23 protein-coding genes are annotated in these 26,445 nt (G+C 71.0%); 8 read left to right on the top strand and 15 right to left on the bottom strand.

Features of this window, described 5'->3' with window-relative positions:
- Nucleotides 1–12 precede the first annotated feature (12 nt).
- The 3 genes from GKS42_RS04120 to GKS42_RS04110 all read left to right on the top strand — a co-directional run bounded on the left by GKS42_RS04120 (nt 13) and on the right by GKS42_RS04110 (nt 2,990).
- Nucleotides 13–981, top strand: a complete 969-nt coding sequence (locus GKS42_RS04120; RefSeq protein ID WP_154792696.1) for a carbohydrate ABC transporter permease — start codon at nt 13–15, stop codon at nt 979–981.
- 1 nt (nt 982) lies between these two features.
- The gene (locus tag GKS42_RS04115) at nt 983–1,897 is read left to right on the top strand and encodes a carbohydrate ABC transporter permease (RefSeq protein ID WP_154792695.1); all 915 of its coding nucleotides are present in this window, start codon (nt 983–985) and stop codon (nt 1,895–1,897) included.
- Between the two features lie 88 nt (nt 1,898–1,985).
- Nucleotides 1,986–2,990 (top strand): NAD(P)H-quinone oxidoreductase, encoded by a 1,005-nt coding sequence (locus GKS42_RS04110; protein ID WP_154792694.1) that lies wholly within the window; start codon nt 1,986–1,988, stop codon nt 2,988–2,990.
- 27 nt (nt 2,991–3,017) lie between these two features.
- Here GKS42_RS04110 and GKS42_RS04105 read toward each other — a convergent pair whose 3' ends face one another.
- On the bottom strand, nt 3,018–4,253 hold the full coding sequence (locus GKS42_RS04105; protein WP_154792693.1) for an AGE family epimerase/isomerase: 1,236 nt from the start codon (nt 4,251–4,253) through the stop codon (nt 3,018–3,020).
- A gap of 58 nt (nt 4,254–4,311) precedes the next feature.
- Between GKS42_RS04105 and GKS42_RS04100 the strand changes: the two genes are divergently transcribed.
- Nucleotides 4,312–4,995: a bacterial proteasome activator family protein gene (locus tag GKS42_RS04100; protein WP_232847914.1), complete on the top strand. Its 684-nt coding sequence runs from the start codon at nt 4,312–4,314 to the stop codon at nt 4,993–4,995.
- A 126-nt stretch (nt 4,996–5,121) separates the two neighbouring features.
- Here the strand turns inward: GKS42_RS04100 and GKS42_RS04095 are convergent, their stop codons facing one another.
- From GKS42_RS04095 to serS, 6 genes are all read right to left on the bottom strand, one after another.
- Entirely contained in the window at nt 5,122–6,054 is a 933-nt protein-coding gene (locus GKS42_RS04095) for a carbohydrate ABC transporter permease (RefSeq protein ID WP_154792692.1), read from the bottom strand.
- Nucleotides 6,051–7,034 carry a carbohydrate ABC transporter permease gene (locus GKS42_RS04090; RefSeq protein ID WP_232847913.1) on the bottom strand — a complete coding sequence of 328 codons (984 nt, stop codon included), beginning with the start codon at nt 7,032–7,034 and terminating at the stop codon, nt 6,051–6,053. Before GKS42_RS04090 ends, GKS42_RS04095 begins: the two co-directional genes overlap by 4 nt.
- Nucleotides 7,035–7,129: 95 nt before the next feature.
- The gene (locus tag GKS42_RS04085; RefSeq protein ID WP_210769379.1) at nt 7,130–8,503 is read right to left on the bottom strand and encodes an ABC transporter substrate-binding protein; all 1,374 of its coding nucleotides are present in this window, start codon (nt 8,501–8,503) and stop codon (nt 7,130–7,132) included.
- Nucleotides 8,504–8,638: 135 nt separating this feature from the next.
- Entirely contained in the window at nt 8,639–9,646 is a 1,008-nt protein-coding gene (locus GKS42_RS04080) for a LacI family DNA-binding transcriptional regulator (RefSeq protein ID WP_154792690.1), read from the bottom strand.
- Nucleotides 9,647–9,661: 15 nt separating this feature from the next.
- Nucleotides 9,662–10,513, bottom strand: a complete 852-nt coding sequence (locus tag GKS42_RS04075; RefSeq protein WP_154792689.1) for an HAD family hydrolase — start codon at nt 10,511–10,513, stop codon at nt 9,662–9,664.
- Nucleotides 10,510–11,799 carry a serine--tRNA ligase gene (gene serS / locus GKS42_RS04070; RefSeq protein ID WP_154792688.1) on the bottom strand — a complete coding sequence of 430 codons (1,290 nt, stop codon included), beginning with the start codon at nt 11,797–11,799 and terminating at the stop codon, nt 10,510–10,512. The genes GKS42_RS04075 and serS overlap by 4 nt, the downstream gene beginning before the upstream one ends.
- A gap of 82 nt (nt 11,800–11,881) precedes the next feature.
- Here serS and GKS42_RS04065 point away from each other — a divergent pair, with 82 nt between their 5' ends.
- The gene (locus GKS42_RS04065; protein ID WP_154792687.1) at nt 11,882–13,087 is read left to right on the top strand and encodes a diacylglycerol/lipid kinase family protein; all 1,206 of its coding nucleotides are present in this window, start codon (nt 11,882–11,884) and stop codon (nt 13,085–13,087) included.
- A 208-nt stretch (nt 13,088–13,295) separates the two neighbouring features.
- On the opposite strand, the gene GKS42_RS04060 is transcribed toward GKS42_RS04065, so the two are convergent.
- Complete coding sequence (locus GKS42_RS04060; RefSeq protein ID WP_154792686.1) at nt 13,296–13,499, bottom strand: cold-shock protein; 204 nt, start codon at nt 13,497–13,499, stop codon at nt 13,296–13,298.
- A gap of 307 nt (nt 13,500–13,806) precedes the next feature.
- Here GKS42_RS04060 and GKS42_RS04055 point away from each other — a divergent pair, with 307 nt between their 5' ends.
- The gene (locus GKS42_RS04055) at nt 13,807–16,290 is read left to right on the top strand and encodes a hypothetical protein (protein WP_154792685.1); all 2,484 of its coding nucleotides are present in this window, start codon (nt 13,807–13,809) and stop codon (nt 16,288–16,290) included.
- Here the strand turns inward: GKS42_RS04055 and GKS42_RS04050 are convergent.
- Complete coding sequence (locus GKS42_RS04050) at nt 16,217–17,053, bottom strand: glycosyltransferase family 2 protein (RefSeq protein ID WP_232848061.1); 837 nt, start codon at nt 17,051–17,053, stop codon at nt 16,217–16,219. The two genes, GKS42_RS04055 and GKS42_RS04050, sit on opposite strands and share 74 nt — an antisense overlap.
- Nucleotides 17,054–17,140: 87 nt before the next feature.
- Nucleotides 17,141–18,061, bottom strand: coding sequence for a DUF5926 family protein (locus GKS42_RS04045; RefSeq protein ID WP_232847912.1), 921 nt, complete (start codon nt 18,059–18,061; stop codon nt 17,141–17,143).
- A 116-nt stretch (nt 18,062–18,177) separates the two neighbouring features.
- On the opposite strand from GKS42_RS04045, the gene pgm reads away from it, so the two are divergent.
- Complete coding sequence (gene pgm, locus GKS42_RS04040) at nt 18,178–19,857, top strand: phosphoglucomutase (alpha-D-glucose-1,6-bisphosphate-dependent) (RefSeq protein WP_154792684.1); 1,680 nt, start codon at nt 18,178–18,180, stop codon at nt 19,855–19,857.
- A 120-nt stretch (nt 19,858–19,977) separates the two neighbouring features.
- On the opposite strand, the gene GKS42_RS04035 is transcribed toward pgm, so the two are convergent.
- On the bottom strand, nt 19,978–20,619 hold the full coding sequence (locus GKS42_RS04035; protein ID WP_154792683.1) for an MBL fold metallo-hydrolase: 642 nt from the start codon (nt 20,617–20,619) through the stop codon (nt 19,978–19,980).
- Nucleotides 20,620–20,674: 55 nt separating this feature from the next.
- Between GKS42_RS04035 and GKS42_RS04030 the strand changes: the two genes are divergently transcribed.
- Nucleotides 20,675–21,901, top strand: coding sequence for an MFS transporter (locus GKS42_RS04030; protein ID WP_154792682.1), 1,227 nt, complete (start codon nt 20,675–20,677; stop codon nt 21,899–21,901).
- Between the two features lie 86 nt (nt 21,902–21,987).
- On the opposite strand, the gene GKS42_RS04025 is transcribed toward GKS42_RS04030, so the two are convergent.
- Genes GKS42_RS04025 through GKS42_RS04010 form a run of 4 tightly spaced genes read right to left on the bottom strand, consistent with a single transcriptional unit; the run spans nt 21,988 to nt 26,443 of the window.
- Complete coding sequence (locus GKS42_RS04025; RefSeq protein ID WP_154792681.1) at nt 21,988–22,689, bottom strand: ABC transporter ATP-binding protein; 702 nt, start codon at nt 22,687–22,689, stop codon at nt 21,988–21,990.
- Nucleotides 22,686–24,374 (bottom strand): branched-chain amino acid ABC transporter ATP-binding protein/permease, encoded by a 1,689-nt coding sequence (locus GKS42_RS04020; RefSeq protein WP_154792680.1) that lies wholly within the window; start codon nt 24,372–24,374, stop codon nt 22,686–22,688. The genes GKS42_RS04025 and GKS42_RS04020 overlap by 4 nt, the downstream gene beginning before the upstream one ends.
- Entirely contained in the window at nt 24,374–25,255 is an 882-nt protein-coding gene (locus GKS42_RS04015; RefSeq protein ID WP_154792679.1) for a branched-chain amino acid ABC transporter permease, read from the bottom strand. The genes GKS42_RS04020 and GKS42_RS04015 overlap by 1 nt, the downstream gene beginning before the upstream one ends.
- Before the next feature lie 15 nt (nt 25,256–25,270).
- Nucleotides 25,271–26,443 carry an ABC transporter substrate-binding protein gene (locus GKS42_RS04010; RefSeq protein ID WP_154792678.1) on the bottom strand — a complete coding sequence of 391 codons (1,173 nt, stop codon included), beginning with the start codon at nt 26,441–26,443 and terminating at the stop codon, nt 25,271–25,273.
- Nucleotides 26,444–26,445: the final 2 nt, after the last annotated feature.

Below are 26,445 nucleotides of genomic sequence, written 5' to 3'. Positions count from 1 at the left end.
GGAGAGCAACCCATGAGTGCCACCACCTCCGACGCGACGGCAGCGACGCCGTCGTCCGCCCCGAGCGCAGGACGCAAGGACCTGCGCCGCTCACTACGCGATGCCGAGCGCCGCGCCGAACAGCTCCACAGCGGCCGCAGCGGCTACTGGTTCATCCTTCCGTTCGCCGTCGTGTTCCTCGTGTTCCTGGTCTGGCCGATCATCTACGGCATCTGGATGAGCCTGACCGACCGCACCCTGATCGGCACCAGTCCGGGCTTCGTCGGACTCGCGAACTTCATCGAGGCCTTCGGCGACGCCCAGGTCTGGCAGACCCTGTGGCAGACCGTCCTGTTCACGCTCGGCAGCACCATCCCGCTGATCCTGGTGGCCATGGTGATGGCACTGCTGGTGTTCACCGGGCTGCCCGGCCAGTGGCTCTGGCGGTTCGCGTTCTTCGCCTCGTTCCTGCTGCCCGTCGCCGTCGTGACCCAGATCTGGGCCTGGATGTACCAGCCGGACCTCGGGCTGTTCAACACCTGGCTCGGCGCCCTCGGCATCGACCCGGTCGGCTGGTTGACCGACCCGAACTGGGCGATGATCGCGATCATCGCGGCCACCGTGTGGTGGACCGTCGGGTTCAACTTCCTGCTCTACCTGGCCGCGCTGCAGGCCATCCCGGAGCACCTCTACGAGGCCGCGGCGATCGACGGCGCGGGCGCCTGGCGGCGCCTGTTCTCCATCACGATCCCGCAGCTCGGGCGCACCACCTGGCTCGTCCTGGCCCTGCAACTGCTCGCCTCGCTGAAGGTGTTCGACCAGATCTACCTGCTCACCGCTGGCGGGCCCAACGGATCCACCCGCTCGATCCTGCTCTACATCTACGACACGGGCTTCGTGAACTACCGGCTCGGGTACGCATCGGCGATCTCGTACATCTTCTTCGCGCTGATCGTCATCCTGTCCCTGACCCGGTTCTTCGGCGGCCGGAAGGAGGCCTGACATGGCAACCGAATCCCTGGTCCTGCCCGAGGTGGCCACCCGGCGGGCGATCCGCCGGGCGGACAACCAGCGCTCCACCCGGCTCCTGCTCGGCTCGAGCACCACGGCCCGCACGCTCGCCATGCTCGCCCTGGTCCTGATGACGGTGGTCTGGCTGCTCCCGTTCGTGTGGGCGATCATCACGTCGTTCAAGACCGAGACCGACGCGGCCAGCGCGGCGACCCTGTGGCCGGCGAGCGGTTGGTCGCTACAGGCCTACATCAATGTCCTGACCAAGGGTGACCTGCCGGTCTGGATGCTGAACTCGGTGATCACGGCGGTGCTCGTGACGGTGATCACCCTCGTCGTCTCCGCCATGGCCGGGTACGCGTTCTCCCGGACCATGTTCCGCGGCCGGCGGATCGCGTTCGCGATCACGGTGGCCTCGATCATGGTGCCCGGGCAGATCCTGATCGTGCCGCTGTTCCAGCAGATGCTGACGTTCCGGATGGTCGACACCTACGCCGGCATCATCCTTCCGCAGGTGGTGGCGCCGGTGATGGTGTTCATCCTGAAGAAGTTCTTCGACGCCATCCCCCAGGAACTCCTGGACGCTGCCCGGGTGGACGGCGCCGGACCGTGGCGCACGTTCTCCACGATCGTGGTCCCGCTGTCCAAGTCGATCCTGGTGGCGGTCGCGATCTTCACGTTTATCAGCGCCTGGAACAACTTCCTGTGGCCGTTCATCGTGGTCTCGGACTCCTCGCTGATGACGATCCCGGTGGGTATCGCCACGGTCACGGAGACCTACGGGTTGCAGTACGCCCGCACGATGGCGTCGGCGCTGCTCGCGGCGCTGCCGCTGCTGGTCGTGTTCATGCTGTTCCAGCGTCAGATCGTGCGCGGCGTGGCCACCACCGGCCTCGGCGGGCAGTAGCGCGCACAACCCGCCCGACGGCGGAGGTGACGCCGTGTACGCGCCGTCACCTCCGCCGTCGGGCGTGTTCTGGCTCTACGTTGGGACCATGCGCGCAGTGCTCGCCACCGGCATCGGTGGCCCCGAGGTGCTCTCCCCCGCCGACGTGCCCGACCCCGTGCCGGGCGACGGCGAGGTCCTCATCGACGTCGCCGCGGCCGGCGTGAACCGGGCCGACCTGCTCCAGCTGAAGGGCCACCACCCGCCGCCGCCGGGCGCGCCGGACTGGCCGGGGCTCGAGGTGTCCGGCATCGTCGCGGCGCTCGGTCCGGGTGTGACCGGCTGGTCGGTCGGCGACCGGGTCTGCGCGCTGCTCGACGGCGGTGGTTACGCCTCGAAGGCGCTCGCACCTGCCGCGTTCCTGCTGCCCGTACCCGCTGGGCTGGACCTGGTGGACGCCGCGGCGCTGCCCGAGGCGGTCTGCACCGTGTGGTCGAACCTCGGCGGCGTGGGCGGCATCGGCACCGCCGGCTCCGGCGGTGGCGGTTCGACCGGGCCGTCGGTGCTCGTGCACGGCGGGTCCGGGGGTGTCGGGACCACGGCGATCCTGTTGCTGAAGGCCCTCGGTGCCACCGTGCTGACCACCGCCGGCGGCCCGGAGCGGGTGGCCCGGTGCGTGGCGCTCGGCGCGGACGTCGGCATCGACCACCGGAGCCAGGACTTCGCCCAGGTGGTCCGTGGGTCGACCGACGGGGTGGGCGTGGATGTGATCCTGGACGTCGTCGGCGGCGAGTACCTCGAGCGGAACGTCGCCGCGCTGGCCCGGAACGGGCACCTCGTCATCATCGCGTCCATGCGCGGCACCAGTGCCACGCTCGACATCCGGACCCTGATGGGCGGATGGCTCACCCTGCACGGCAGCCTGCTGCGCAAGCGACCGCGCACCGAGAAGGTCGAGATCGTCGCCGCCGTGCGCGAGCAGGTCTGGCCACTCGTGACCTCCGGACAGGTGTACCCGGTGGTGCACGAACGGCTGCCACTCGACCGGGCCGCGGACGCCCACCGGCTGATGGCGGACGGCGCCGTGTTCGGCAAGGTGCTGCTCGTGGCCTGACTGCGTCTCGCCCGCCCCGGCGGCGGCTCAGACCTTGTCGAGCAGGCCCTGCGCCAGCGCCGGTGCGATCGGCGGAGTCAGCGGCAGGCGCGGGATGAGGGTGGCCTGGATGGCGTGGTAGATGTCCGGCTTGCCGTTCCAGACGGTGGCGCTCGGCTCGTTGTCGGAGTCGAGCTCGTGGATCCAGGAGCCGCCCTCCTCGTCGATCAGGTGCACGGCGGCGTACTCCCACCAGAGCTGGTACCAGGCCGGCAGGTTCGGGTCCTCGGTCACCCGGTACAGCGCGGCGGCGGCGCCGAGGGCCTCGGTGACCACCCAGTGCATCCGCTCGGTGACCAGCGGCTTGCCGGTGAAGTCGACCGTGTAGACGAAGCCGTCCGCGCCGTCGACGTCCCAGCCCTCGGTGACGCCGAGGTCGAACAGGGCCTGGGCGCCGTCGAGCATCCAGTCCTCCGGCGAGACGCCCCGCAGCTGCCAGGCAGCGCGCACGTGCAGCGTGAGCCGGCTCCACTCGAACCAGTGCCCGATGGTGGCGCCGGCCGGGCGGAACGGGTCCGCCGGGTGGTCCATGTTGTAGTCGGGCAACGGCTTCCAGTCGGCATCGAAGTGCTCGGGGATGCGCCAGTCGTTGTTGCGGGCGAAGTCGTCGACCACGCGCTTGGTGATCCGGGTGGCCCGCTCGAGCCAGGCGTCATCACCGGTGACGTCCGCGGCCGCGAGGTAGGCCTCCACGGTGTGCATGTTCGCGTTGACGCCACGGTAGTCCTCGAGCCGGGTGAAGCCGGCGTCGTAGGACTCGACGACCATGCCGTCCTCGTCCCGCCAGAACCGCTCGAGCGAGACCGTGAGCGCTTCGGCGAGGAGTTCCTTGCCGCCGGGCCGGCCGGCCGCCGCGGCGCTGGAGGCGGCGAGGATCACGAACGCGTGCGCGTACGCAGCCTTCGTGCCGTCGATCGGCCCGTCGGGCCCGACCTGGGCGTACCAGCCGCCGTGCTCGGTGTCGTGGAAGTGCTCGGCGAGGGCGCGCACCCCGTGGTCGACCATGGTCGCCGAGCCCGGCCGGCCGAGCAGCGCACCGAGGGCGAAGGAGTGGATCATCCGGCAGGTGATCCACAGGTGCGAGCCCTCGGCGGGCACCGGCCGGCCCTCGGCGTCGAGGTAGCCGAAGCCCTCGTCGGTGAGTGCGCCGGAGGCGAACGCGAGCAGGGAATCGGCCTCGGCCTCGAGCCAGCGGGTGTGCGCGGCGTTGGTCAACCAGTTCATGCCTGCAGGCTATCGTCACGACCTGCGCCCGCGGGGGCCGGGCAGGCATGATGGACGCATGAGCATCGACGAGCCCAGCAATGACCGGACCGATGACGTGACCACGGCTGCCACCAAGGCGACCGCGAGCCCTGACGAAGCGGTGCACGAGACCCTCATCGGCGAGCGCTCCGACGATGCCGACCAGCCAGACGATGGGGCAGGCACCGTCGCCGACGAACGGTCCGGGAGCAAGCCCGAGCGGCCGCGGGTCGTGGTGGCGTCCGCCTCCGGTCTCGGCGTCGCGACCGAGGAGGGCGCGGACCCCGCATCGCTCGTCGAGGAGCCCGCGAAGGTGATGCGGATCGGCACGATGATCAAGCAGTTGCTCGAGGAGGTCCGCAGCGCACCCCTGGACGAGGCTGCCCGGGAACGCCTCGCCGAGATCCACGAGCGCTCGCTGCACGAGCTCGAGGCCGGGCTGAGCGCGGACCTGGTCGCAGAGCTGCACCGGATCACGCTGCCGTTCACCGACGACCGGGCGCCCTCCGACGCCGAGCTCCGGATCGCGCAGGCACAGCTCGTGGGCTGGCTCGAGGGGCTGTTCCACGGCATCCAGACCGCCCTGGTGGCGCAACAGATGGCCGCCCAGAACCAGCTCGTCGGGATGCGAGCCCTCCCGCCCGGTGCCTCGCATCCGCCCATGGGGACACCCGGCCAGGCCGACGACCGCAGCAACCACGGCACCGGCCAGTACCTATAGTCGACGGCCGCCGACTCCGCGCTGAGATCGCACCCGCGGCCTCGACCTCGCACTACCTGGCGGTGCGAAGTCAGAGACGCAGGTGCGATCTCAGCGAACCCCCGGCGCGGGCCCAGGCCCGGCAGATCAGCCCTTGACCGAGCCTGCCAGCAGGCCACGGACGAAGTAGCGCTGCAGGGACAGGAACACGATCAGCGGCAGGACCATGGACACGAACGCGCCCGCGGTGAGCAGCTGCCAGTCCTGGCCGCGCGAACCGGCCATCTCCGCCAGACGAGCGGTGAGCGGCTGGATCGCGTTGTTGGCGCCGGTGAACGTGAGACCGACGAGCAGGTCGTTCCACACCCAGATGAACTGGAAGATCGCGACGGACGCGATCGCCGGCGCCATGAGCGGCAGCATGATCCGCAGGAACACCGACACGTGCCCGGCGCCGTCCACCCGGGCGGCCTCCACGAGTTCCTTCGGGATGTCGGACATGAAGTTGTGCAGCAGGAAGACTGCGAGCGGCAACGCGAAGATCGAGTGCGCCACCCACACGGACAGGTACGGGAACGTGTCCAGCAGGCCGCTCGAGGAGAAGATCCGCAGCAGCGGGATCAGCGCCATCTGCAACGGCACGATCTGCAGGGCGAACACGCACACGAACACCCAGTCCCGGCCCCGCCAGTCCAGCACGGAGAACGCGTACGCGGCCATCGTGGCGAGCACCAACGGGATCACCGTGGCCGGCACGGTGATCACCAACGAGTTGATGAAGTAGTCGGACAGCGACCCGGAGGAGGCACGCCCGAAGAGGACCTCCTGGTAGTTGTCCAGGGTGAACGCCGGGTTGGACAGGAACGTCCACCAGCCGCTCGACTTGATGTCCTCCTCCGGGCGGAACGAGGAGATGAACAGCCCGAACGTGGGGATGGTCCACAGCACCGCGATGACCACCGCGACCGCGCTGCCGATCCGGTTGCCCACCAGGGAGCGGAACTTCGTGGCCGTCGACCGCCGGTTCGGCCGCTGCGTGGCGACCTCGGCGACCTCCGGGACGCCTGCCTCGACGCTCATCCTCGCACCGACCTGTTCTTGGCCATCTGTCTGATATTGAACGCGACCAACGGGATGACCAAGATGAAGATGACCACCGCCATCGCCGAACCGACGCCGTTGTCACCGAACACGAACGAGTAGTCGTACATCTGGTTCGCGAGCACCTGGGTGTCGAACCGGGCACCGGTCATGGTGCGGGTGATGTCGAAGATCTTCAGGGTCGCGATCGAGATCGTGGTCAGCACCACCACCAGCGACGGCCGGATGCTCGGCACCGTGATGTTCCGGAACATCTCCCACGAGTTCACGCCGTCCAGCCGGGCCGCCTCGATGATGTCCGTCGGCACCGCCTTGATCGCGGCGGACAGGATCACCATCGCGAATCCCGCTTGGATCCAGATCATCACCGCGATCAGGAACAGCGTGTTCCACGGCGCGTCCTGCAGGAACCGCACGGGTTCGAAGCCGAGCCACGTGATGAACGCGTTCAGCAGTCCGATCTGCTCCTGCGCTGCGCCTCGGTACTCGTAGACGAACTTCCAGATGATGCCCGCGCCCACGAACGAGATCGCGACCGGCAGGAACAGCAGCGACTTCGCGAGCTTCTCCAGCCGCGACCTGTCGATCAGGATGGCGTAGATCAACCCGATCAGGGTGGACGCGATCGGCACCAGGAACACCCAGATGAACGTGTTCCGGAACGCGATCACGGCGCCGGTGTTCGTGACGGTGAAGATGTAGTTCTGCAGCCCGACGGCGTTGTTGGTGCCCGCGTCGTAGAAGGACATGTAGAAGGTGCGGATCGCCGGGTAGATCAAACCGACCACGAGCAGGAGCAGAGCCGGTCCCCCGAACACCGCGAGCGCGGCCCACCGCCGTCCCTTGCCGACCCACTTGTCGGCGGCCCAGGCGATCGCAAGCAGCACCGCGATCAGCGCAGCGAACGCGATGATCACGAGCAGCATCTGGCCGAACTTGTCATTCAGGAAGAAGTCCACCGTTGGTTCTCCTCTCGTCAACTGAGCGGACCGACACGTCGCACGTGGGGGCGGAACCCAGCAGGTTCCGCCCCCACGCCCGTCAACTCATCGGATCAGCTCGCCGGCCAGGACGCCTCGATCTGGTCGAGCACGGTCTGGGTGTCCGCGCCGTCGATCCACTCGGTCATCCCGGTCCAGAACGAACCGGCACCGACGGCCGAGGGCATCAGGTCGGAACCGTCGAAGCGGGTCACCGCGTCGGGGTCCTGCAGCAGCTCGATGGCCAGCCGCAGCACGTCCGAGGAGGCGTTCGCCGGATCCACCGCGTTGTTCGCGCTGGTGACGCCGCCGATCGTGACGCGGAGGTTGGCCCACTCACCGGAGGACATGAACGCCTGCACGGCCTGGGTCGCCTCGTTGTCGTCGAACGCGCCGACGAACTCACCGGCGGTGAGCAGCGGCTTGGAGTCCGCGTCGTCACCCGGCAGGTAGAACGCGAACGCGTCGCCTTCGGGGCTGACGTCCGTGCCCTCGGGCCACTGCGCCTCGTAGAAGGAGGCCATCCGGTACATGAAGCAGTTGCCGTCGAGGATCGGCAGCCCACCGTCGTTGAACGAGGTCGTCGCGATCGACCGGGAGTCCCCGATGCCACCGTTGACGTAGTCCTCGTTGCGAAGGATGGAGCCGGCCCGCTCCGTGGCCGCGTAGATCTGCGGGTCGTTGAACGGGATCTCGTGGGTGACCCACTGGTCGTAGACCTCGGGGCCGGCCTCACGCAGGACCATGTCCTCGATGAAGTCGGTGGCCGGCCAGCCGGTCGCCCCACCGGACTCGATGCCCGCACACCAGGGCTTCACGACGCCGTCGGCGCCGTGATCGGCAACGATCTGGTCGGACAGCGCGATCAGCTCGTCCCAGGTGGTGGGTACCTCGTAGCCGTTCTCCGCGAACGCGGTCGGGGAGTACCAGACGAACGACTTCACCGACGCCATCAGCGGCGCCGCGTAGAAGGTGCCGTCAACGGTGCCGTAGTTGAGCCACTCCTCGGTCCAGCCCTCCTGGGCGTTGGTGACGGTCTGCTCACTCGGCTCCACGATGTAGCCGTCGTTCACGAGGCGGGCGAGCAGGCCGGGCTGCGGGATGATCGCGAGGTTGGGCGCGTTGCCACCCTCGGCCTGCACCACGACCTGGGTCTCGAACTCACCGATGCCGTTGTGGACGACGTCGATGCCGGTGCACTCCTCGAAGTCGACGAAGGTGTCCTCCATCTGGTCGGCCTCCTGCTCACGGATCGAGGAGAGGATGGTGACCTCGTCGCCCTCGAACGTGCCGTAGTCGGCGTAGTCCTCACAGGCCGCGTCGCCGCCGCCTTCATCACCGTCGCCGCCCCCGCCGCCGAGGTCACTACCGGAACACGCGGTCAGGGCCAGCGCGAACGCCAGGCCTCCCGCCACTGCGGCGCCGGTACGCCGAGCCGTCGTCCTCATCATCGAGTTGTCCTCCTGCTACACGTCGGGAACACGACGGCGCGGGACCCGCGCTGTCGCCTACCCCATGCAAGCGCTTACGGCGGACGGCTGCAACCGTTTCCGGCCCGGAGCGCATAACAATCGCATCACAGGTCAGATCGGCGGTATTGCAGTGGAAGAGCGCTCTACCAGAGTCGTCGGGTAGGTGAGCCGGTTGCCGACCGGCGTGCCCGTGAGCATCTCCAGGATGAGCGCGGCCGCCGCGGCCCCCTGCTCGACGGCATCCTGCGCCACGGTGGTCAGACCCACCAGGTCACCGAGGTCGTGGCCGTCGATCCCGATCACGGAGACGTCATCCGGAACGCGCAGGCCGCGGTCGCGGATCGCGTGCATCGCGCCGAACGCCATCTCGTCCGAGGCCGCGAACACGGCCGTGATGTCCGGGTGTGCATCCAGCAGTCCACCACACGCGGTGCGCCCGCCGGTCATCCCGAAGTGGCCATGGACCAGCCACTCCGGCCGGAACCCGATGCCCGCCCGCGCGAGCTCGGCCCGATAGCCCTCCAGCCGGAGCACCGGCGGGGACCACGTCGCACGTTCGGCGGGGGCGCCACCCAGATAACCGATCCGGGTGTGCCCCAGCTCGAGCAGGTGGCGGGTGGCCACGCGGGCTGCGGCCTCGTCGTCGATGCCGACCGTGACCCGGTCCGGCGGACCGGCCCCGACGAACACCAGGGGCACCTCCAACCCGGCGAGGGTGGCGATCTCGTCTGCGTCCAACGTCATGCCGACGACGAGCACCCCGTCCACCCGCCGGCGCAGCACGAACGGGTCCACCCGTGAGCGTCGGAACTCCTCGTCCAGCTCGAAGGAGTACAGCAGGGCGTCGAAGCCGTCGGCCCGCAGCGCCCGCTCGGCACCCTCGGTGACCGCAGCATGGAACCAGCGCCGGAACCACGGGGTGAGCAGGCCCACCGTGCGCGTGCGTCCGGAAGCGAGCGACGCCGCCGAGGCGGAAGGGGCGTACCCCAGCTCGATCGCGACCTGACGCACCCGAGCACGCGTGGACTCACGCACATTGGGCAGCCCGCGCAGCGCCCGCGAGACGGTCGCCGTCGAGACTCCCGCCGCCCTCGCCACGTCATCGATGTCTGGGGCCACGGATCGGAGTGTGCCCTAAACGCCGGCGCCGCGCAGAACGGCCCGCAGGATCGGCACCAGCCCGTCCTCCTCGACCGGTCCGGTATGCACGTCCGCCGCGGCCAGCGTGTCCGCGTCGGCGCCGCCCATGGCGACCCCGACGCCGGCCCAGCCGAGCATCTCGATGTCGTTGCGCCCGTCCCCCGCGGCCAGGGTGGATCCTGCCGGCACCTCGAGACGCTGACGCACCACCTCGAGCGCACTCGCCTTGGAGATTCCCTCCGGTGCGATGTCCAGCCACGCCGTCCAGCCAACGGCGTAACTCACCCCGTGCAGGCCGCTGCGCTCGACGAGATCGTGGAAGTCGTCCGCGTTCAGGTCGGGCGCACGCAACGTGAGCCGGGAGGCCGGCGCCGCGCACAGCTCCTCGAAGTCGACGACGAGCACCTCCCCGGTGAGCTCGCCCATCGGGAACGGCGCGGTCACCTTGAACCCGCGGCCGAGGTCCTCGACGGCGAACAGCACGTCCGGTGCGTGCTCGCGCAACAGCCGCAGAGTCGGCTCGGGATCGAAGGTGGCGACGTCGTTGATCTCGTAGCCGCCCTCCAGCTCCGGGTCCAGCCGGATGGTGACGGCGCCGTTGGAGCAGACCGCCCACCCCGTACCCAGGCCCAGGTGCGCGAGCACCGGGGTGACGGCCTGCAGCGACCGGCCGGTCGCGAGCACGACGTGCGTGCCGCTCGCGGCGAGGTCACCGACCGCGTCGACGACGCCGTCGGACATCGTGCCGTCGTGACCGAGGATGGTGCCGTCGATGTCCAGGGCGACCAGCAGCTGTGGCCCGGGCCTCAGGTCCGCGATCGCCTCCGGCGTGAACGCGACGCTCATGCGGTGCCCGATCCGCCGGCCGGCTCGAGCACCTCGAGCCCGCCGAGGTAGCCGCGCAAGCCCTCCGGCACCCGCACCGAACCGTCCGGCAGCTGGTGGTTCTCGAGGATCGCGACGATCCAGCGGGTGGTCGCGAGGGTCCCGTTGAGCGTCGCGACCGGGCGCGTCTGGCCCGACGGCGTCCGCTCGCGCACGCCGAGGCGGCGAGCCTGGAAGGTGGTGCAGTTGGAGGTGGACGTCAGCTCCAGGTAGCGGCCCTGGGTGGGCAGCCAGGCCTCGCAGTCGAACTTGCGGGCGGCGCTGGTGCCGAGGTCCCCCGCGGCGGTGTCGATGACCCGATAGGGCAGGCCCGCGGCGGCCAGCATCTCCTCCTCCCAGGCGAGCAGTCGGGCGTGCTCGGCCTCGGCCTCCTCGACCGGCACGTAGGAGAACATCTCGACCTTGTGGAACTGGTGCACCCGGATGATGCCGCGGGTGTCCTTGCCGTAGGAGCCGGCCTCGCGGCGGTAGCACGCGGACCAGCCGGCGTACCGCTTCGGACCGGCGCTCAGGTCGAGGATCTCGCCGGAGTGGTACCCGGCCAGAGCCACCTCCGAGGTGCCGACCAGGTACAGGTCGTCCGCCTCGAGTCGGTAGATCTCGTCCGCGTGCGCGCCGAGGAACCCGGTGCCGGCCATGATCTCCGGCTTGACCAGGGTGGGCGTGATCATCGGGGTGAACCCCGCAGCCACGGCCTTGTCGATCGCGGCGTTCAGCAGGGCGAGTTCGAGACGTGCGCCGATACCGGTGAGGTAGTAGAACCGGGCCCCGGACACCTTGGCGCCCCGCTCGGTGTCGATCGCGGCGAGCAGCTCGCCGATCTCCAGGTGGTCGCGCGGGGTGAACCCCTCCGCGGCGAAGTCGCGCGGGGTGCCCTCGGTGCGCAGCACCACATAGTCGTCCTCGCCGCCGGCCGGCACGCCGTCGAGAACGATGTTCGGGAAGCCGGCGAGCAGCCGGTCCAGATCGTCACGAGCCCGGTCGGCGTCCGCCTCGGCCGCCTTGACGTGGTCGGAGAGCTCCTTCGCCTTGGTCAGGATCCCCGGACGCTCCTCCGGCGTGGCCTTCCCGACCGAGCGGGAGACCTCCTTCTGGTCCGCGCGCAGCCGCTCGAACTCGGTGAGCAGGGACCGCCGCCTGGCGTCCGCATCGAGGACCTTGTCGACCAGTGCGGGGGACTCCCCGCGAGCCCGCTGGCTCGCTCGTGCAACGTCCGGATCCTCGCGCAGGCTCTTCAGATCAATCACACGCACGAGCGTATCGGTCCCGAGCACCTGAGTGCGCGGAGCGGATCGGGCCGGCCGGCGCGGTCGGGGATACCGTGCAGCCATGACGTGGGAACAGGTGGTGAGCGTCGTCGCGCTCGTCCTGGCGGTCGCGGCGGTGGTGGTCGGCCTGGTCCTGCTGCGCCGCATCTCCGAGCGAAGCCAGCGCGTGCCCTCCCTCGGCGCGGGAACCATCGAGCCCAGCCGGCCCACCGGGCCGCCCGCCTTCGTGGTGAACCCGATCAAGGTGACCGATCCTCGCAAGCTGCGCACCGCCGTCGAACAGGTCTGCGCCGAGGCCGGCCTGCCCGAACCCCTCTGGTACGAGACGACCGTCGCCGACCCGGGTCTCGGTCAGGCGCGGCGTGCGCTCGCCGCCGGAGCATCGGTGGTGGTGGCCGCCGGGGGCGACGGCACCGTGCGCGCAGTGGCGATGGCGCTGGTCGGCACCAGCACCCCGATGGGGCTGCTGCCACTGGGCACCGGGAACCTGCTCGCCCGCAACCTGGACCTGCCCGTCGACGGCACCCGCAGCCTGATCCGCACCGCGCTGACCGGCACCGACCACGCGATCGACATCGGCTGGGTCCGGCCGGATCGGCTGCGCCCGGCCCGCGAGGACGACGAACCCGGTCCCGGGTCCGGCCCGGACGCTGCGACCGACCCGGCGGTGGACCCCGAGGAGGACGAGCACCTGTTCCTGGTGATGGCGGGCGTCGGGTTCGACGCGGCGATGGTGGCCGGGGCGGGCGACCAGCTCAAGGCCCGGGTGGGCTGGTTCGCGTACTTCCTGGCCGGTGCCAGACACCTGCACGGGCGCAAGGTCCGGCTCCGGATGACCGTTGACGAGGCACCGGGCCAGCACCTGCGGCTACGCAGCCTGCTGTTCGCGAACTGCGGCCGCCTGCCCGGCGGGATCGTGCTGCTGCCGGACGCCCAGATCAACGACGGCTGGCTCGACATCGCGGCCCTGGACACCCGGGGCGGGCTGTTCGGCTGGGCATCGTTGTTCGGGCAGGTCGTCGGGCAGGGCCTCGGGATCCGCCGGCAGCTGCCGAACAGTCCGAGCACCATCGAGTTCTGGCGCGGCAAGCAGGTCCGGGTTCTCATCGAGGAGCCCGCGCACGTCCAGGTCGACGGCGATCTCATCGGTGAGGCCGTCGGGCTGCGGGTGCGGGTGGAGCCGGCCGGACTGTACGTGCGGACGAACACCATCGGGGACGCAAGCCAGGGGATGGCGTCAGTTCCGGAAACCGCCCGGCATCCTTAGTCGGTTCACCGTCGAGATCGCCTCGTGCGTCCGACTAGCTCGAGCACGGACCCACTAGCTGGAGGCCTCACCGTCCGGTCGTGGCGCCCCTGGGCTGCGGATCCGGCGCGGTCCACGGGCCCGGAATGCGCGAAGCGCACCACCCCCGAGGGGATGGTGCGCTTCGCAGAGTTCGAACGGGGGGCTCAGACGGCCCCGCGAGTCAGACTCAGACGGGACGGATGTCCGAGGCCTGGGGACCCTTGGGGCCCTGCGTCACCTCGAACTCGACACGCTGGTTCTCCTCGAGCGTGCGGTAGCCGCTCGTGGCGATGGCGGAGTAGTGCGCGAACACGTCGGCGCTGCCATCCTCGGGGGCGATGAAGCCGAAGCCCTTCTCGGCGTTGAACCACTTCACGATTCCGGTAGTCATAATTGTTCTCCTTCGGGAGTGTTGTCGCGGGCCCGCTTGTCGAGCTCGCGGCCACGGTGTCGTTCGTCACTCTCCGGTAAGAAGAACGACGCCGACCTGCGAAGGTCGACGTCAAGACGTGCGATGCACTGCAACCTCAAGCCGCAACAGTACCGGACCGCTCCCACGCGCGCTAGAGCCGATGTCCACGGATCGCCGAGAGCGCAATCACACCCGTGCCGAACGGACCCTCCCGATGGGCCCGGCGGCACCAATCCCCCGCACCCGAGCACGATTCCTCCGCATCGCGCCTCTACGCTGAACCTCGATGACCTCGAGCACTCCGAACCCGGCCGCCGCGACGACGCGGGCACCGAGCGCCCGCACCGTGGCGCGCCTGTGGCGCGCCCTGGTGGTGGCGCTGTGTGCCGTGGTGCTGCTCCTGTTCACCCCACCGTCGGGCGCGGGCGCAACGCCCGACGGCGCAGCGTCGGCTTCGCGGGTCGCGGCCGCCTCCGCAGGGGTCACCGGGGCGGTCGAGCCGTCGCCGGCGGGCGGGCAGCCGCGGGACGTCGACTCCGACCGGCCCGTCGTGGTGATCGGGGTGGCCGGCCTGGCCTGGGCGGACGTGACCCCGATGACGCCCGCCCTCTGGTCGCTGTCCCAGGACTCGGTCGGCTCGCTCGTGGTCCGTAGCGTGCGGACCAGCTCCTGCCCGGCGGACGGCTGGCTCGCCATCTCCGCCGGCACCCGCGCCGCAGACGCGTCGGGACCGTGCCGGGACCTCCTCGAGCCCGACCCGGACGGGTCGGTGCCGGGCTGGGCCGACTACCAGGCCGCAGCCGCCGAGGAGAACTTCGACGCCCGGCTCGGGCTGCTCGGCGACGCGGCGGTGACCACGCAGACCGCTGCGACGAGCATCGGCCCGGGTGCGGCGATCGCCCTCGCCGACGCGGCCGGCCAGACCGCCGATCACATGCGCCGGCCCACCGGCGCGCAGGAGTGGACCGTCCAGACCACCATCGCCCTCGAACGGTCCCGGCTCGTGGTCATCGACGCCGGCGAGGTCCAGGACGCACCCGGCCCGGTCACCATCCAGCAGTACCACGACAACCAGGTCCAGGTCGCGGACGAGCACGTGGCCGCGATCATCCAAGGGATCCGGGACTCCGGGACCGACCCGGTGATCGTCCTGTCCGGGATCTCCGACTCCGGGTCCGGCCCGGGGCTGCGGGTGCTGGCGGTCAGCGGCGCGAACCAGGAGCAGGCGCTGCTCACGTCCTCCTCCACCCGGCAGGACGGCTACGTGCTCGCCACCGACCAGCAGGCCACGATCACCGGGCTGCTGGGCATCACGGCCGCGATCCCCAGCGGCGTCACCATCGGCGCACCGGCGCGGGCGCTGCCCGACTCGAGCACCGCCGCGGAACGCATCGACGTCCTGCTCGACGACGAACTGCACGCGCAGGCCGTCCGCCCGCTCGTGGCCAGCTACTACCTGATCCTCGTGATCCTCAACCTGGCCCTGTTCGCCGCCGTCGCGCTCGGCCTCAAGCGGCCGGCCGCGACCCGGATCCGCGCGTTCCTGGCCCGGCGCTTCCCCCGCCGGCGTGGCCGGCCGGACGAGAACCTCGTGGTCGCCCGGTCCGGGGTGCTCCGGCTGCTCCGGGTGGTTGCGCTGTCCATCGGCGCACTGCCGGTCTCCTCGTTCCTGGCGAACCTGCTGCCGTGGTGGCGCAGCACGCCACCGGCACTCGGCCTGGCTGTGATCACGCTCGGCTGGGTGGCCCTGATCGTCGCGATCGCACTCGTGGGTCCGTGGCGCCGGCGCGTCCTCGGCCCGGCCACCTGGGTCGCCGCGGTCACGGCGGCGGTGCTCACGGTCGACGTGGTCACCGGCGCCACCCTGCAGATCTCCGCCGTCATGGGGGTGCCGACCCTCGTGGCCGGCCGGTTCTACGGCATGAACAACACCTCGTTCGCGCTGTTCACCGTCTCCACCCTGTTGGTCACGGTCGCCGTCGCGAACCCGCTGGTGCGGGCGGGACGGCGCAAGCTCGCCGGGGTGATCGTGCTCGCGATCGGGGTGTGTGCGGCGGTCATCGACGGCGCCCCGGGGATCGGCGCGGACTTCGGCGGGCCGCCCGCGCTGCTGCCCGCGTACGGGCTGCTGGCGCTCATGGCGGCGGGCATCAGGCTCACCTGGAAGCGGGTCCTCGGCGTCCTCGCCGTGGCGGCGGCCGCGACGATCAGCCTCGCGTTCATCGACTGGCTGCGGCCGGCCGATGACCGGACCCACCTGGGCCGGTTCTTCCAGACGGTGCTCGACGGCGGCCTGTGGCCGGTGATCGCCCGCAAGCTGGACCAGAACATCACGATCCTGTTCGGAAACCGGCCGCTGACGATCCTGGCCATCTGCGGCGTGCTGACCGTCGTGTTCGTGCTGGCCCGGCCGATCCGTGGCGCGATCACCTCACCCGGTGGTGGCGGGTACGACTGGCTCTCCGCCGGCACCCCGATCTCCCGGATGGGCCGGGACGCCCCGATGCTGCCGCCGGGCATCATCGCGATCGGTGTTGCCCTCGGCCTCGGCCTGGTGGTCAACGACTCCGGGATCGCCATCCCGGCCATCGGGGTGTCCGTCACGGTGCCACTGCTGCTCGCCGCGTGTGCCACCTGGATGCTCGCCCTCGAGCCGGCCGACCTGATCCGGGCCAACCAGGAGCCGGGCGAGCCGGTCAGGACTGCGGCGGCTCCGCCTGCCCAGCCTGTCCGGAGGGTCCGGGTGCCTCGCCGGGGTCGTCCCGACTGACCTTCTGCTTGTAGTGACGGAAGCGGCGTGCGGCCACGGCCATCGCCACGTCCCGGTACTGCGCAGCCCGGTGCAGCTGGCCCTTCAGGTCGCTGCCGGAGGCCCGGTGCCGCAGGTCGCAGGGCACCTCCACCACGGCGAAGCCCTGCAGCAGCACGTCGATCGTCATCCCGGTCTCCACACCCCAGCCGCGGGCGAGCGGGGTGGCCGCGTCGAAGGCGGCCCGGGTCAGGCAGCGCTGCCCGGAGAGCGGCTGGGCCGGCGCCCACCCGGTCGCCGCGTGGATGGAGCGACGCGCCAGGCCGGTGACGATGCCCCGTCCGGCGGCACCGGCCTGCTTCGGCAGGGTCGCGATCGACATGTCCGCCTTGCCGTGCAGCACCGGCGGTACCAGCGGGGCCGCGTTGACGGCGGTGGCACCGAGGTCGGCGTCGACGAACAGCAGCAGCCGCGCCGGGCCGGTCTCGGCATCGCGCATGGCCACCACGGCGGCGCCGGTCTCCATCGCGGAGGCCTTGCCACGGTTGTGGGAGTGCCGGACAACCACGGCGCCGGCACCCCGGGCCAGGTGCTGGGTGTCGTCCTCGGAGCCGTCATCGACCACGAGCACCAGGTCCACGTGCGGAATCGCCCGGACCGCGCGCACGGTCGCAGCGATCCGCTCGGCCTCGTCCTTGGCGGGGATCACCACGGCCACCCGCTGATCGTCCGCGGCGGACGGAACAGGATGGCGCGCACCCTCGGGGGCGCGGCGGCGGATCACGCGTAGGGAACCACTGCCCCCGGCCGACTCGCTGCTCACTTCTTTACCCTAACGCGATTGGAGCGTTCAGACCCATTGACTCTCCCACTACCGGAGCGTCACCTGCCGGGACACGATCCCGGCCCGCGCCCGGCGCTCGTCCGCGGTCAGCGGTTCATCGACCGCGAGCGCCGCGACGAGCCGTTCCTGATAGGGACCGAGGAGGTCCTCGATCTCCTCCGCCTCGGTGCCCCGGGCCAGTTCCCAGACCGGCACCACGAGCCCACTGGAGCGGAACGCCCCGATGAACCGGGCGTCGGCGTCCAGGCCTGACTCGCGCTTCGCGTGCAGCCGGGCGAGAGCGTCGAGCAGCTGCTCCTCGTCCTCGGTCCGCGACCAGCGCAGGAACTCCCGGGCGCCCATCCGGCACCAGTACGCGGCCTCCACGCCGGGCACCTTGACCGTGGGCACGGTCAGTTGGGCGAACTCCTCCAGCGCGGCCTTCAGCTCCGGCTCCGGATCGACACCGTCCGGCACCACGAAGTCGAAGCCCTCGTGCACGGTGACCTCGAACGGGTGCTCGGTGTCCAGCACGTCCTGCAGGCGGGGCCCCGGGCCGGGCAGCTCGAAGTGGTCGAGGCTGGTGCCGGGCTCGGTGTCGAGGATCTCGATGAGCGCGGCGGCGACGTCCCTGCTCGGGTCGCCGCTGGTGGACGGAGTCTGCAGCGCCACCATGATCACGCCGTCGGTGCGGTGCAGCGCCGGGAGCATGCCCGGGATCAGTGAGGCGACCACGATGTCCTTCGAGCCGTACTCGGCGTTCGTGCGCGCAGTCGCCGTCGCGGCCGGCACCACCTCGCGCATCGCGACCCAGTCGGCCTCGCCGGGCAGATCGGCGAACGCGCGCCGGCCACCGTCGTCGGTGCCGCTCGCGCCGCCCGCGGCGTTCGCCGCCTGAGCCGCCTTGCGCGCGGCGCGACGAGCCGCGACCTTCTCATTGACGCCGTCGGACTTCTTGCGTTTGGCCATGGCGGCCACCCTACCGAGCGACGGGGCAGGCGATCGAACGCCGACCGGACCGGACCCGGTCCGGCATTGCACCCGGTCGGTCGCCAGCCTGCCCCTGCGGTGGCAGGATCAAGGGCATGCATGAGCGCGCTGGGCAGGTCGCCCTACCCGAGGACCTCATCGACGTCGACGCCGTCGTCTCCGCCTACTACGACCGGACCCCGGACCCGGACGAGGTGAGCCAGCAGGTGGTCTTCGGGACCTCCGGTCACAGGGGGTCCAGCCTGGACACCGCGTTCAACGAGGCGCACATCGTCGCGATCACGCAGGCGATCCTTGAGTACCGCACCGCGCAGGGCACCGACGGCCCGCTCTACCTTGGCCGGGACACGCACGCCCTCTCCGAGCCCGCCACCCGGACCGCGCTCGAGGTCCTCGCCGCCGCCGGGGTGGACGTGCGCATCGACGCGCGCGACTCCTACACCCCGACGCCCGCCGTGTCCCACTCGATCCTGCGGCACAACGGCGCCGGCTCCGCCGAGGGCGTCCGCACCCACGGGCCGGGTCTCGCTGACGGCATCGTGGTGACGCCGTCGCACAACCCCCCGCGTGACGGTGGCTTCAAGTACAACCCGCCGCACGGCGGCCCCGCCGACTCCGACGCGACCGGCGCGATCGCCCGCCGCGCGAACGAGCTGCTGCGCTCCGGCGTCGGTGCGATCGCTCGGGTGCCCTACGAGCGCGCCGTCTCCTCCGAGACGGTGCACAAGCACGACTTCCTGCTCACCTACGTCGACGACCTCGACTCGGTCCTGGACCTGGACGCGATCCGCTTGGCCGGCATCCGGATCGGCGCGGACCCGCTCGGCGGCGCCTCCGTCGACTACTGGGCCGCGATCGCGGACCGGCACAGTCTTGACCTGACCGTGGTGAACCCGGTGGTGGACCCGCGCTGGGCGTTCATGACGCTCGACTGGGACGGCAAGATCCGGATGGACTGCTCCTCGCCGTCGGCGATGGCCTCCCTGGTGCTCACGATGCGCGCCGATGGCGCGGCCGCCCCGTATGACATCGCGACCGGCAACGACGCGGACGCGGACCGGCACGGCATCGTCACCCCGGACGCGGGCCTGATGAACCCGAACCACTACCTGGCCGTGGCGATCGCGTACCTGTACGCACACCGGGACGGTTGGGGCCCGAGCACAGGGGTCGGGAAGACGCTGGTCTCGTCTGCGCTGATCGACCGGGTCGTCGGCGGGCTCGGCCGCACGCTCATGGAGGTGCCGGTCGGGTTCAAGTGGTTCGTGCCGGGCCTGCTGGACGGGTCCGTCGGGTTCGGTGGCGAGGAGTCCGCGGGCGCCTCGTTCCTGCGCCGGGACGGCTCCGTGTGGACCACGGACAAGGACGGCATCCTGCTCGCTCTGCTCGCCTCCGAGATCCAGGCCGTGACCGGCCGCTCCCCGAGCCAGCTGCACGACGAGCAGGTCGCCGAGTTCGGGGAGAGCTGGTACGCCAGGGTCGACGCGGCGGCCACCCGGGACGAGAAGGCCAAGCTGGGCGCCCTCTCCCCCGAGGCGGTGTCCGCGACCGAGCTCGCCGGGCAGCCGATCACGGACCGGCTCGTGGCCGCGCCCGGCAACGGCGCCGCGATCGGCGGGCTGAAGGTGACGACGGCGGACGCGTGGTTCGCGGCCCGGCCGTCCGGTACCGAGGACGTCTACAAGATCTACGCGGAGTCGTTCGTCTCCGCCGAACACCTGGCCCAGGTGCAGGAGGCCGCCAAGGACGTGGTGGGGCAGGCGCTCGCCGACTGACGGCACCGAGCCCGCCGAACGCGGACTTGTTGGCTCCTGCCCACGCGAGGAGGCCAACAACCTCGCGCTCAGGCGACGGTGAGCAGCGGGCGGAGCCGGCCACCGCCGTCGGGCGGGGTGCTAGACCTCGAGGAACTCCCCGACCGCGAGCGCGTCGTACCGACCGCCGGCCGCCTCGGCGGCGCCGCCGACGAGCCGGCCCGCCAACTGCTGCCCGACGGCGGAGGCGTGGGACTCGTGGATCGGCACCACGTGCGCGGCTGCGACCGCGGCGACGAGGTCCATCACCTCACCGGTCTTGAGCCACGGCCCGCTGATCGGGGCGGCGAGCACCGGCACCCCGGTGACGGCGGGCTCCACCGAGTCACCCGGGTGGTAGAGGACGTCGTTCACGCTCACGCCGACGTTGTCCGCGGCCGGGATGGAGGCATGGATCCGGGCGTGCACGCCGCCGTGGAAGGTCAGGTCGAAGGGACCGACGCGCAGCGACTGCCCGGCCTGCACCACCTGGACCGGCGTGTCCGCGATGGCGGCCGCGACCGCGGGCGGACCGAGGAACACGGCGTCGGGGTGGGCCCCGTGGAGCGCGGCCAGGTGCTCGGGGTGCGCGTGATCGGCGTGCGCGTGGGTGAGGACGACGGCCACGACCGGGCCGAGCTCACCCAGGTCCGGCAGGGTCGAGAACGACCCGGGGTCGATGATCAGGGTGGCGCCGTCGGACTGCACGATCAGGCAGGCATGCTCACGCTTGGTGATCCTCATCACCGCACGGTACCCCGGCAGCAGATCCAGTTGGGAGTCGGTGCGAGAATCAGGCGTGCTCGCCCCCTACCGCCGCGTGCTCAGCAGGCCCGGCGCCCTCGCCTTCTCCACCGCCGGCGTCCTCGCCCGGCTCCCCATGTCGATGGTGACGATCTCGATCGTGCTGATGATCTCCACCGTCTACGACACCTACGGGCTGGCCGGGCGGGTGGCCGCCGCATACGCGCTGGCCCAGGCGATCTGCGCGCCACAGATCGCCAAGCTCGTGGACCGGTTCGGGCAAGCGAAGGTGATGCGCAAGTCGCTGGCGGTCGCGATGGTCGGCCTGACCGCGATCACGATCGTCGGCAGCGTCCGCGCGGACGAGCTGTGGCTGTACCTGGCGGCCGTGCTCAGCGGCGCGACGGTGGGCTCGATGGGCGCGATGGTGCGGGCCCGGTGGAACCGCGTCGTCGAGAGCCCGCGGGACCTGCACACCGCCTACTCGCTGGAGTCGGCGCTGGACGAGCTGGTGTTCGTGATCGGGCCGGTGCTCGCCACGTTCCTGGCCACCTCGATCAGCCCGACGGCGGGACTGGTCACCGCGATCGTCGCCGCCGGCGCGGGCGGGTTCTGGTTCCTGTCCCAGCGGGCCACCGAACCGCCACCGGCCGGCCGCCCGCCGCACGGCGAGCACCGCTCGGTGATGCGCTCGGGGCCGATGGTCGTGATCGCGCTGGTGTTCGTGGCGATGGGGATCATCTTCGGTGCCTCGGACGTGGCCACGGTCGCGTTCTCCGAGGCCCACGGTGCGAAGGCCTGGGCCGGTGTGATGCTGGCCGTGATGGCGGCCGGGTCGCTGCTCTCCGGCCTGCTGTACGGCGCCCGGGAGTGGGTCTCGCCGCTGTGGAAGCGGTTCGTCGGTGGCGTGATCCTGCTCGCGTTCGGGGTCTCGCTGTTCGTCTGGGTGGACTCGCTGTTCGTGCTGGCGCCGGTGATGTTCGTGACCGGGTTCGCGATCGCGCCGACGATCATCACCGGCAACGCGCTCGTGCAGGCCCTGGTGCCACGGTCCCGCCTGACCGAGGGACTGACCTGGGTGGGCACCGCGATCGGGCTCGGCTTCGCCTTCGGTACCTCGCTGTCCGGGCAGGCCATCGATTCCTTCGGCCCGCGCGGCGGCTACTTCGTGGTGATGGGTGCGGGGATCACGGCCGCCCTGGTCGCGCTGGCCGCCAGCGCGACGATGCGGGCCGCTGAGCAGTCCCGGCCGCTGCCGGCCCCGGAGGACGACCGGCTCTGAACGCGAGGGGCCCTTGCGGTGTGGTTGCGACGTACCCGGTACGTCGGAGCCGCACCACTGGCGCTGAGCGGAGTCCGCACAGAGGCTCAGGTCTCCACCCCGAGGTAGGCCTGCACAACCCGGTCGTCGTCCAGCAGTTCGGCGGCCGGCCCGCTGTGCACGATCTCCCCGCTGGCCAGGATGTAACCGTGATCGGCGGCCCGCAGCGCCCGGCGGGCGTTCTGCTCCACCAGGACCACGGTGGTGCCGGAGGCACGGATCTCGCCGATCACCCGGAACACCTCGTCCACGATCTGCGGGGCCAGCCCCATCGACGGTTCGTCGAGCAGGATCAACCGGGGCCGGGTCACCAGGGCGCGCCCGATGGCGAGCATCTGCTGTTCGCCGCCGGAGAGCGACCCGGCCTGCAGTCGCCGCCGCTCGGCCAGGACGGGGAACCGCTGGTAGACCTCGGCGATGCCGCCACGGCCGGGTGAACCGAGCTGGAGGTTCTCCTCGACGGTGAGCGTCCCCAGGATCTGCCGGCCCTCGGGCACCTGGACGAGCCCGGACCGGACCAGCCGGTGCGCGGGCGTCCGGGTGATGTCCCTGCCCTCGAACGTGATCCGGCCGCCCCGCGGGCGCACCATCCCGGAGACGGCGTTGATGATCGAGCTCTTGCCGGCCCCGTTGGAGCCCACCAGGGTCACCAGTGATCCTGGGGCAGCCTCGAAGGTCACCCCGCGCACCGCCTCCACCCGGCCGTACCGGACACGCAGGTCGTCGACCACCAGGATCGGTTCGGTCACCGTGACCCCTCCTCGGTCTCGGCACTGCCCAGGTAGGCCGTGACCACCTCGGGGTTGCCCGCGATCTCCGCCGGGGTGCCGGTCGCGAGGACCTCCCCGAAGTTCAGCACCACGATCCGGCTGCAGGTGCGCATCACCATCCCGACGTTGTGCTCGATCAGCAGGATCGTCAGCCCGTCCCGTCCCAACGCGCCGATCAGGTCGGAGAGCTGTTCGGCCTCGACCCGGTTCATGCCCGCGGCAGGTTCGTCCAGGATCAGCAGGGACGGGTCCGCGGCGAGCGCCCGGGCGATCTCCAGCCGTCGCTGGTCACCGTAGGACAACGCCGAGGCGACCACCGCACCCTTGTCCGCCAGCCCCACCCGCTCGAGGCACCGGGCCGCGTGCTGCAGCACCTGCCGCTCCTCGCGCCGGGCGGACGGCAGCCAGATCAGCCGGCGCAGGAAGGTGGGCCGGGCCACCACGTGGCTGCCCACCAGGGTGTTCTCCAACGCCGTCAGCCGCGGGAACAGCCGGGAGTGCTGGAAGGTGCGGCTCACGCCGGCCGCCGCGATCCGGTGCACGGCGGTGCGTCCCGGCCGCACCCCCAGGACCTCGACGCTGCCCGAGGTGCCGCGGACCAGTCCGCTGATCATGTTGACCAGGGTGGTCTTGCCCGCCCCGTTGGGGCCGATCAGTCCGACGATCTCACCACCGGTGACCTCGAGGTCCACGTCGCGTACGGCGTGCACACCGCCGTAGTCCTTGCTCAGCCGCTGCAACCGGACCACCGGCTCGCCACCGGCGGGGTGCCGCCGCGGGTCCAGCCCCACGACGTCGCTGCCGAGGTCGGTGCCCGTGATGGCCGGCATCCGCACCCGCCGTGGGATAAGGCCGGCGAGACCGCCGGGCAGGAACAGGATCACCAGGAGCAGCAACAGGCTGGCCAGGAACGGACGGATCCATCCGGCGTCGATCCCGATGACGCGTTGCAGGTCCGGCACGAGGGTGAGGAAGACGCTGCCGAGGATCGGGCCCACGAAGAGCGTCGACCCACCGACCACGGCCGTGACCAGGCCGTCGATCGCCGTCGTGAAGGAGAAGTCCTCCGGGGCGATCAGGCGCACGAAGTACGCCCAGAGCACGCCGTAGAGCCCCGCCACGGCGCCGGAGGTGACGAACGCCTGCAGGCGGTGTCGCCCCACATCGATGCCCATCGCCCGGGCGGCCAGCTCGTCCTCACGGATCGCGGCGAGGGCCCGGCCGTACCGGGACGGGCCCTGCCGCCAGAACCAGTAGGCCACCAGCGCCAGGAACACCCAGGCGATCGCCGGCGTGACCACCTTCGGCACCGACATCCCCTGGGCGCCGCCGAGCGAGGCCGTGTTGATGATGAGGATGCGGACGGCCTCCGCGAAGCCGAGCGTCGCGATGGCCAGGAACACCCCGCGCAGATGCATGGTGGGCAGGCCGAGCACGATCGAGGCGAGCGCCCCCACGGACATCCCGATGGCGACGGCGATCAGCAGGGCCGGGATCTCCCCCACGTCCGCCGGCGCGGGCGCGAGGCTGGCCGAGCCGAACGCGGCGATGGCGGCGAAGCCGGCCTGGCCGAGGCTGAGCTGCCCGGCGACCAGCACCGCGTAGAAGGAGAACGCGAAGATCCCGCCGATGGCGATGAACACGAAGGTGGCGTCGCCGAGCATCAGACCTCCCGGACCTTCCGGGTGCCGAACAGGCCCTGGGGCCGCGCCACGAGGATCAGGAACAGCAGCCCGAAGGCCACCAGGTCGCGCCAGCTCGAGCCGATGTACTGCACCGTGAAGACCTCCGCGAGACCGAGCAGCAGGCCTCCCACCAGCGCGCCGGGCAGTGACCCCATCCCGCCCACCACGATCACGGCAAGCCCCTTGAGCTCGATGGCGCTGCCCATGCCCAGCTGGGCGCTGTTGACGTTCATGGCGAACAGCGCGCCGGCGACGGCGCCGAGCGCGGAGGAGATGGCCAGCGTCGTCGCGCTGACCCGGTCCACGTCGATACCGACCACCCGTGCCGCCGTCGGGTTCTCGGCGGTCGCCCGCATCCCGCGGCCGAGGCGGGTCCGGCCGACAAGCAGGTGCAACCCGACGGCGAGCACGATCGTGATCAGCAGGATCGCGACCTGCACCCCGGTGACCTGGGCGCCGAGGATCGTGTACGTGGTGTCCGGGAAGGACTCCGCGGGGAAGCGCTTGGTGTCGGGTCCGTAGCGCCACTGCAGCAGCGCGATGAACATGCCCGCGAGCGCGATGGAGGAGATCAGGCCCGCGAAGTGGGCATCCGGCCGGCCCTTCAGCGGCCGGAACGCGACCCGCTCGATCACCAGACCGAGCAGGCCGCCCACCACGAACACGACCGGCAGCGCCGCCCAGATCGAGAGCCCACCGACCTCCACCAGCTCGATCCCCACGAACGCCGCCACGGTGAAGACCGCCGGATGTGCCAGGTTCAATCGGTCCAGGACGCCGAAGACGAGGGTGAAGCCGATCGCGAACAGGGCATAGATCGAGCCGATGAACAGCCCGTTGAGGAGCTGTTGGACGTCCATCGCCGGACGCGCGCCTCAGCCGAGGACGGCGAATGCGCCGTCCTGGACCACCTGGACGACCGCCTCGTGCTCGGCGTCACGGTCGTCGTTGATGGTCAGCGAACCGAGCACCGTCGGCAGGTCGACGATGTTGTTCAGCCCGTCCTGGATGTCGTCACGCTCGCCCGAGCAGTTGTGCCGCACGGCCACGTCGATGATCGTCATCGCGGCGTAGGCCTGGGCCGCGAACTGGTCCGGTGCCCTACCGAACTCCTCCTCGTACGCCGCGAGGAACTCGACGTTCTCGGGGATGTCGGAGGTGGAGTTCCAGGCGGCGCCGACCACCACGCCCTCGGCTGCCGCGCCGGCGTCGGTCATCAGCTGCGGGTTGTTGAAGCCGTTCCCGCCGATGATCGGCACGTCGATGCCGAGGTCGCGGGCCTGGGTGACGAGCGGGATGGCGGCCTCGATGAGACCGGACACCACGAGTGCGTCGGGCTCGGCCGCGAGGGCCTCGGTGAGCAGCGGCCGGAAGTCCGTGTCCGAGACCGAGAAGGTCAGGGTGTCGCTGACCTCGACCCCCTCCTCCTCCAGGGAGGAGGCGAAGACCTCGTACCCGGACTCGGTGAAGGCGTCGTCGTTGCTGTACATGACCACCACCTGCTCGAGGTCGTAGGTCTCGGCGGCCAGCGCGATCGTCTGCGGGATGACCTGTGCCTCGGTCAGGGAGTCCCGGAAGATGTAGTCACCCTGCTCGGTGATCCCCGACGCGGTGTTGGAGATGGCCAGCACCGGCACGCCGGCCTCCTGGGCGATCGGCTGCGCCTGGAAGGCGCCGTTGGACAGCGTGGGGCCGATGATGATGCTGGTGTTGTCGCCGACGAAGCTCTCGAAGACGGTGATGCCCTGGCGCGGGTCGGTCTGGTCGTCCTCGACGGCCAGCTCGTAGGTGACGCCGCCCTGCTCGTTCAGGTCCGCCACGGCCAGCTCCAGGCCGTTGCGCTGCGACTCGCCGTAGCTGGCGGCCCCTCCGGTCAGCGACAGTGCCGCCCCGACCGGGACCGCCGTGTCGATCTGGCAGTCCGCCCCGCTGCCCTCGCCGACCAGGGCCCCGTCACCCGATCCTGCGCCGTCGTCACCCGAGCCGCAGGCGGCAACGGTGAGCGTGAGCGTGATCGCGGCGGTCGTCCCGATGATCCTTGTGCGCATGA

This window comes from Occultella kanbiaonis (assembly GCF_009708215.1).
In the GTDB taxonomy this organism is placed as follows: domain Bacteria; phylum Actinomycetota; class Actinomycetes; order Actinomycetales; family Beutenbergiaceae; genus Occultella; species Occultella kanbiaonis.
This window is presented reverse-complemented; position numbering and strand designations above follow the sequence as displayed.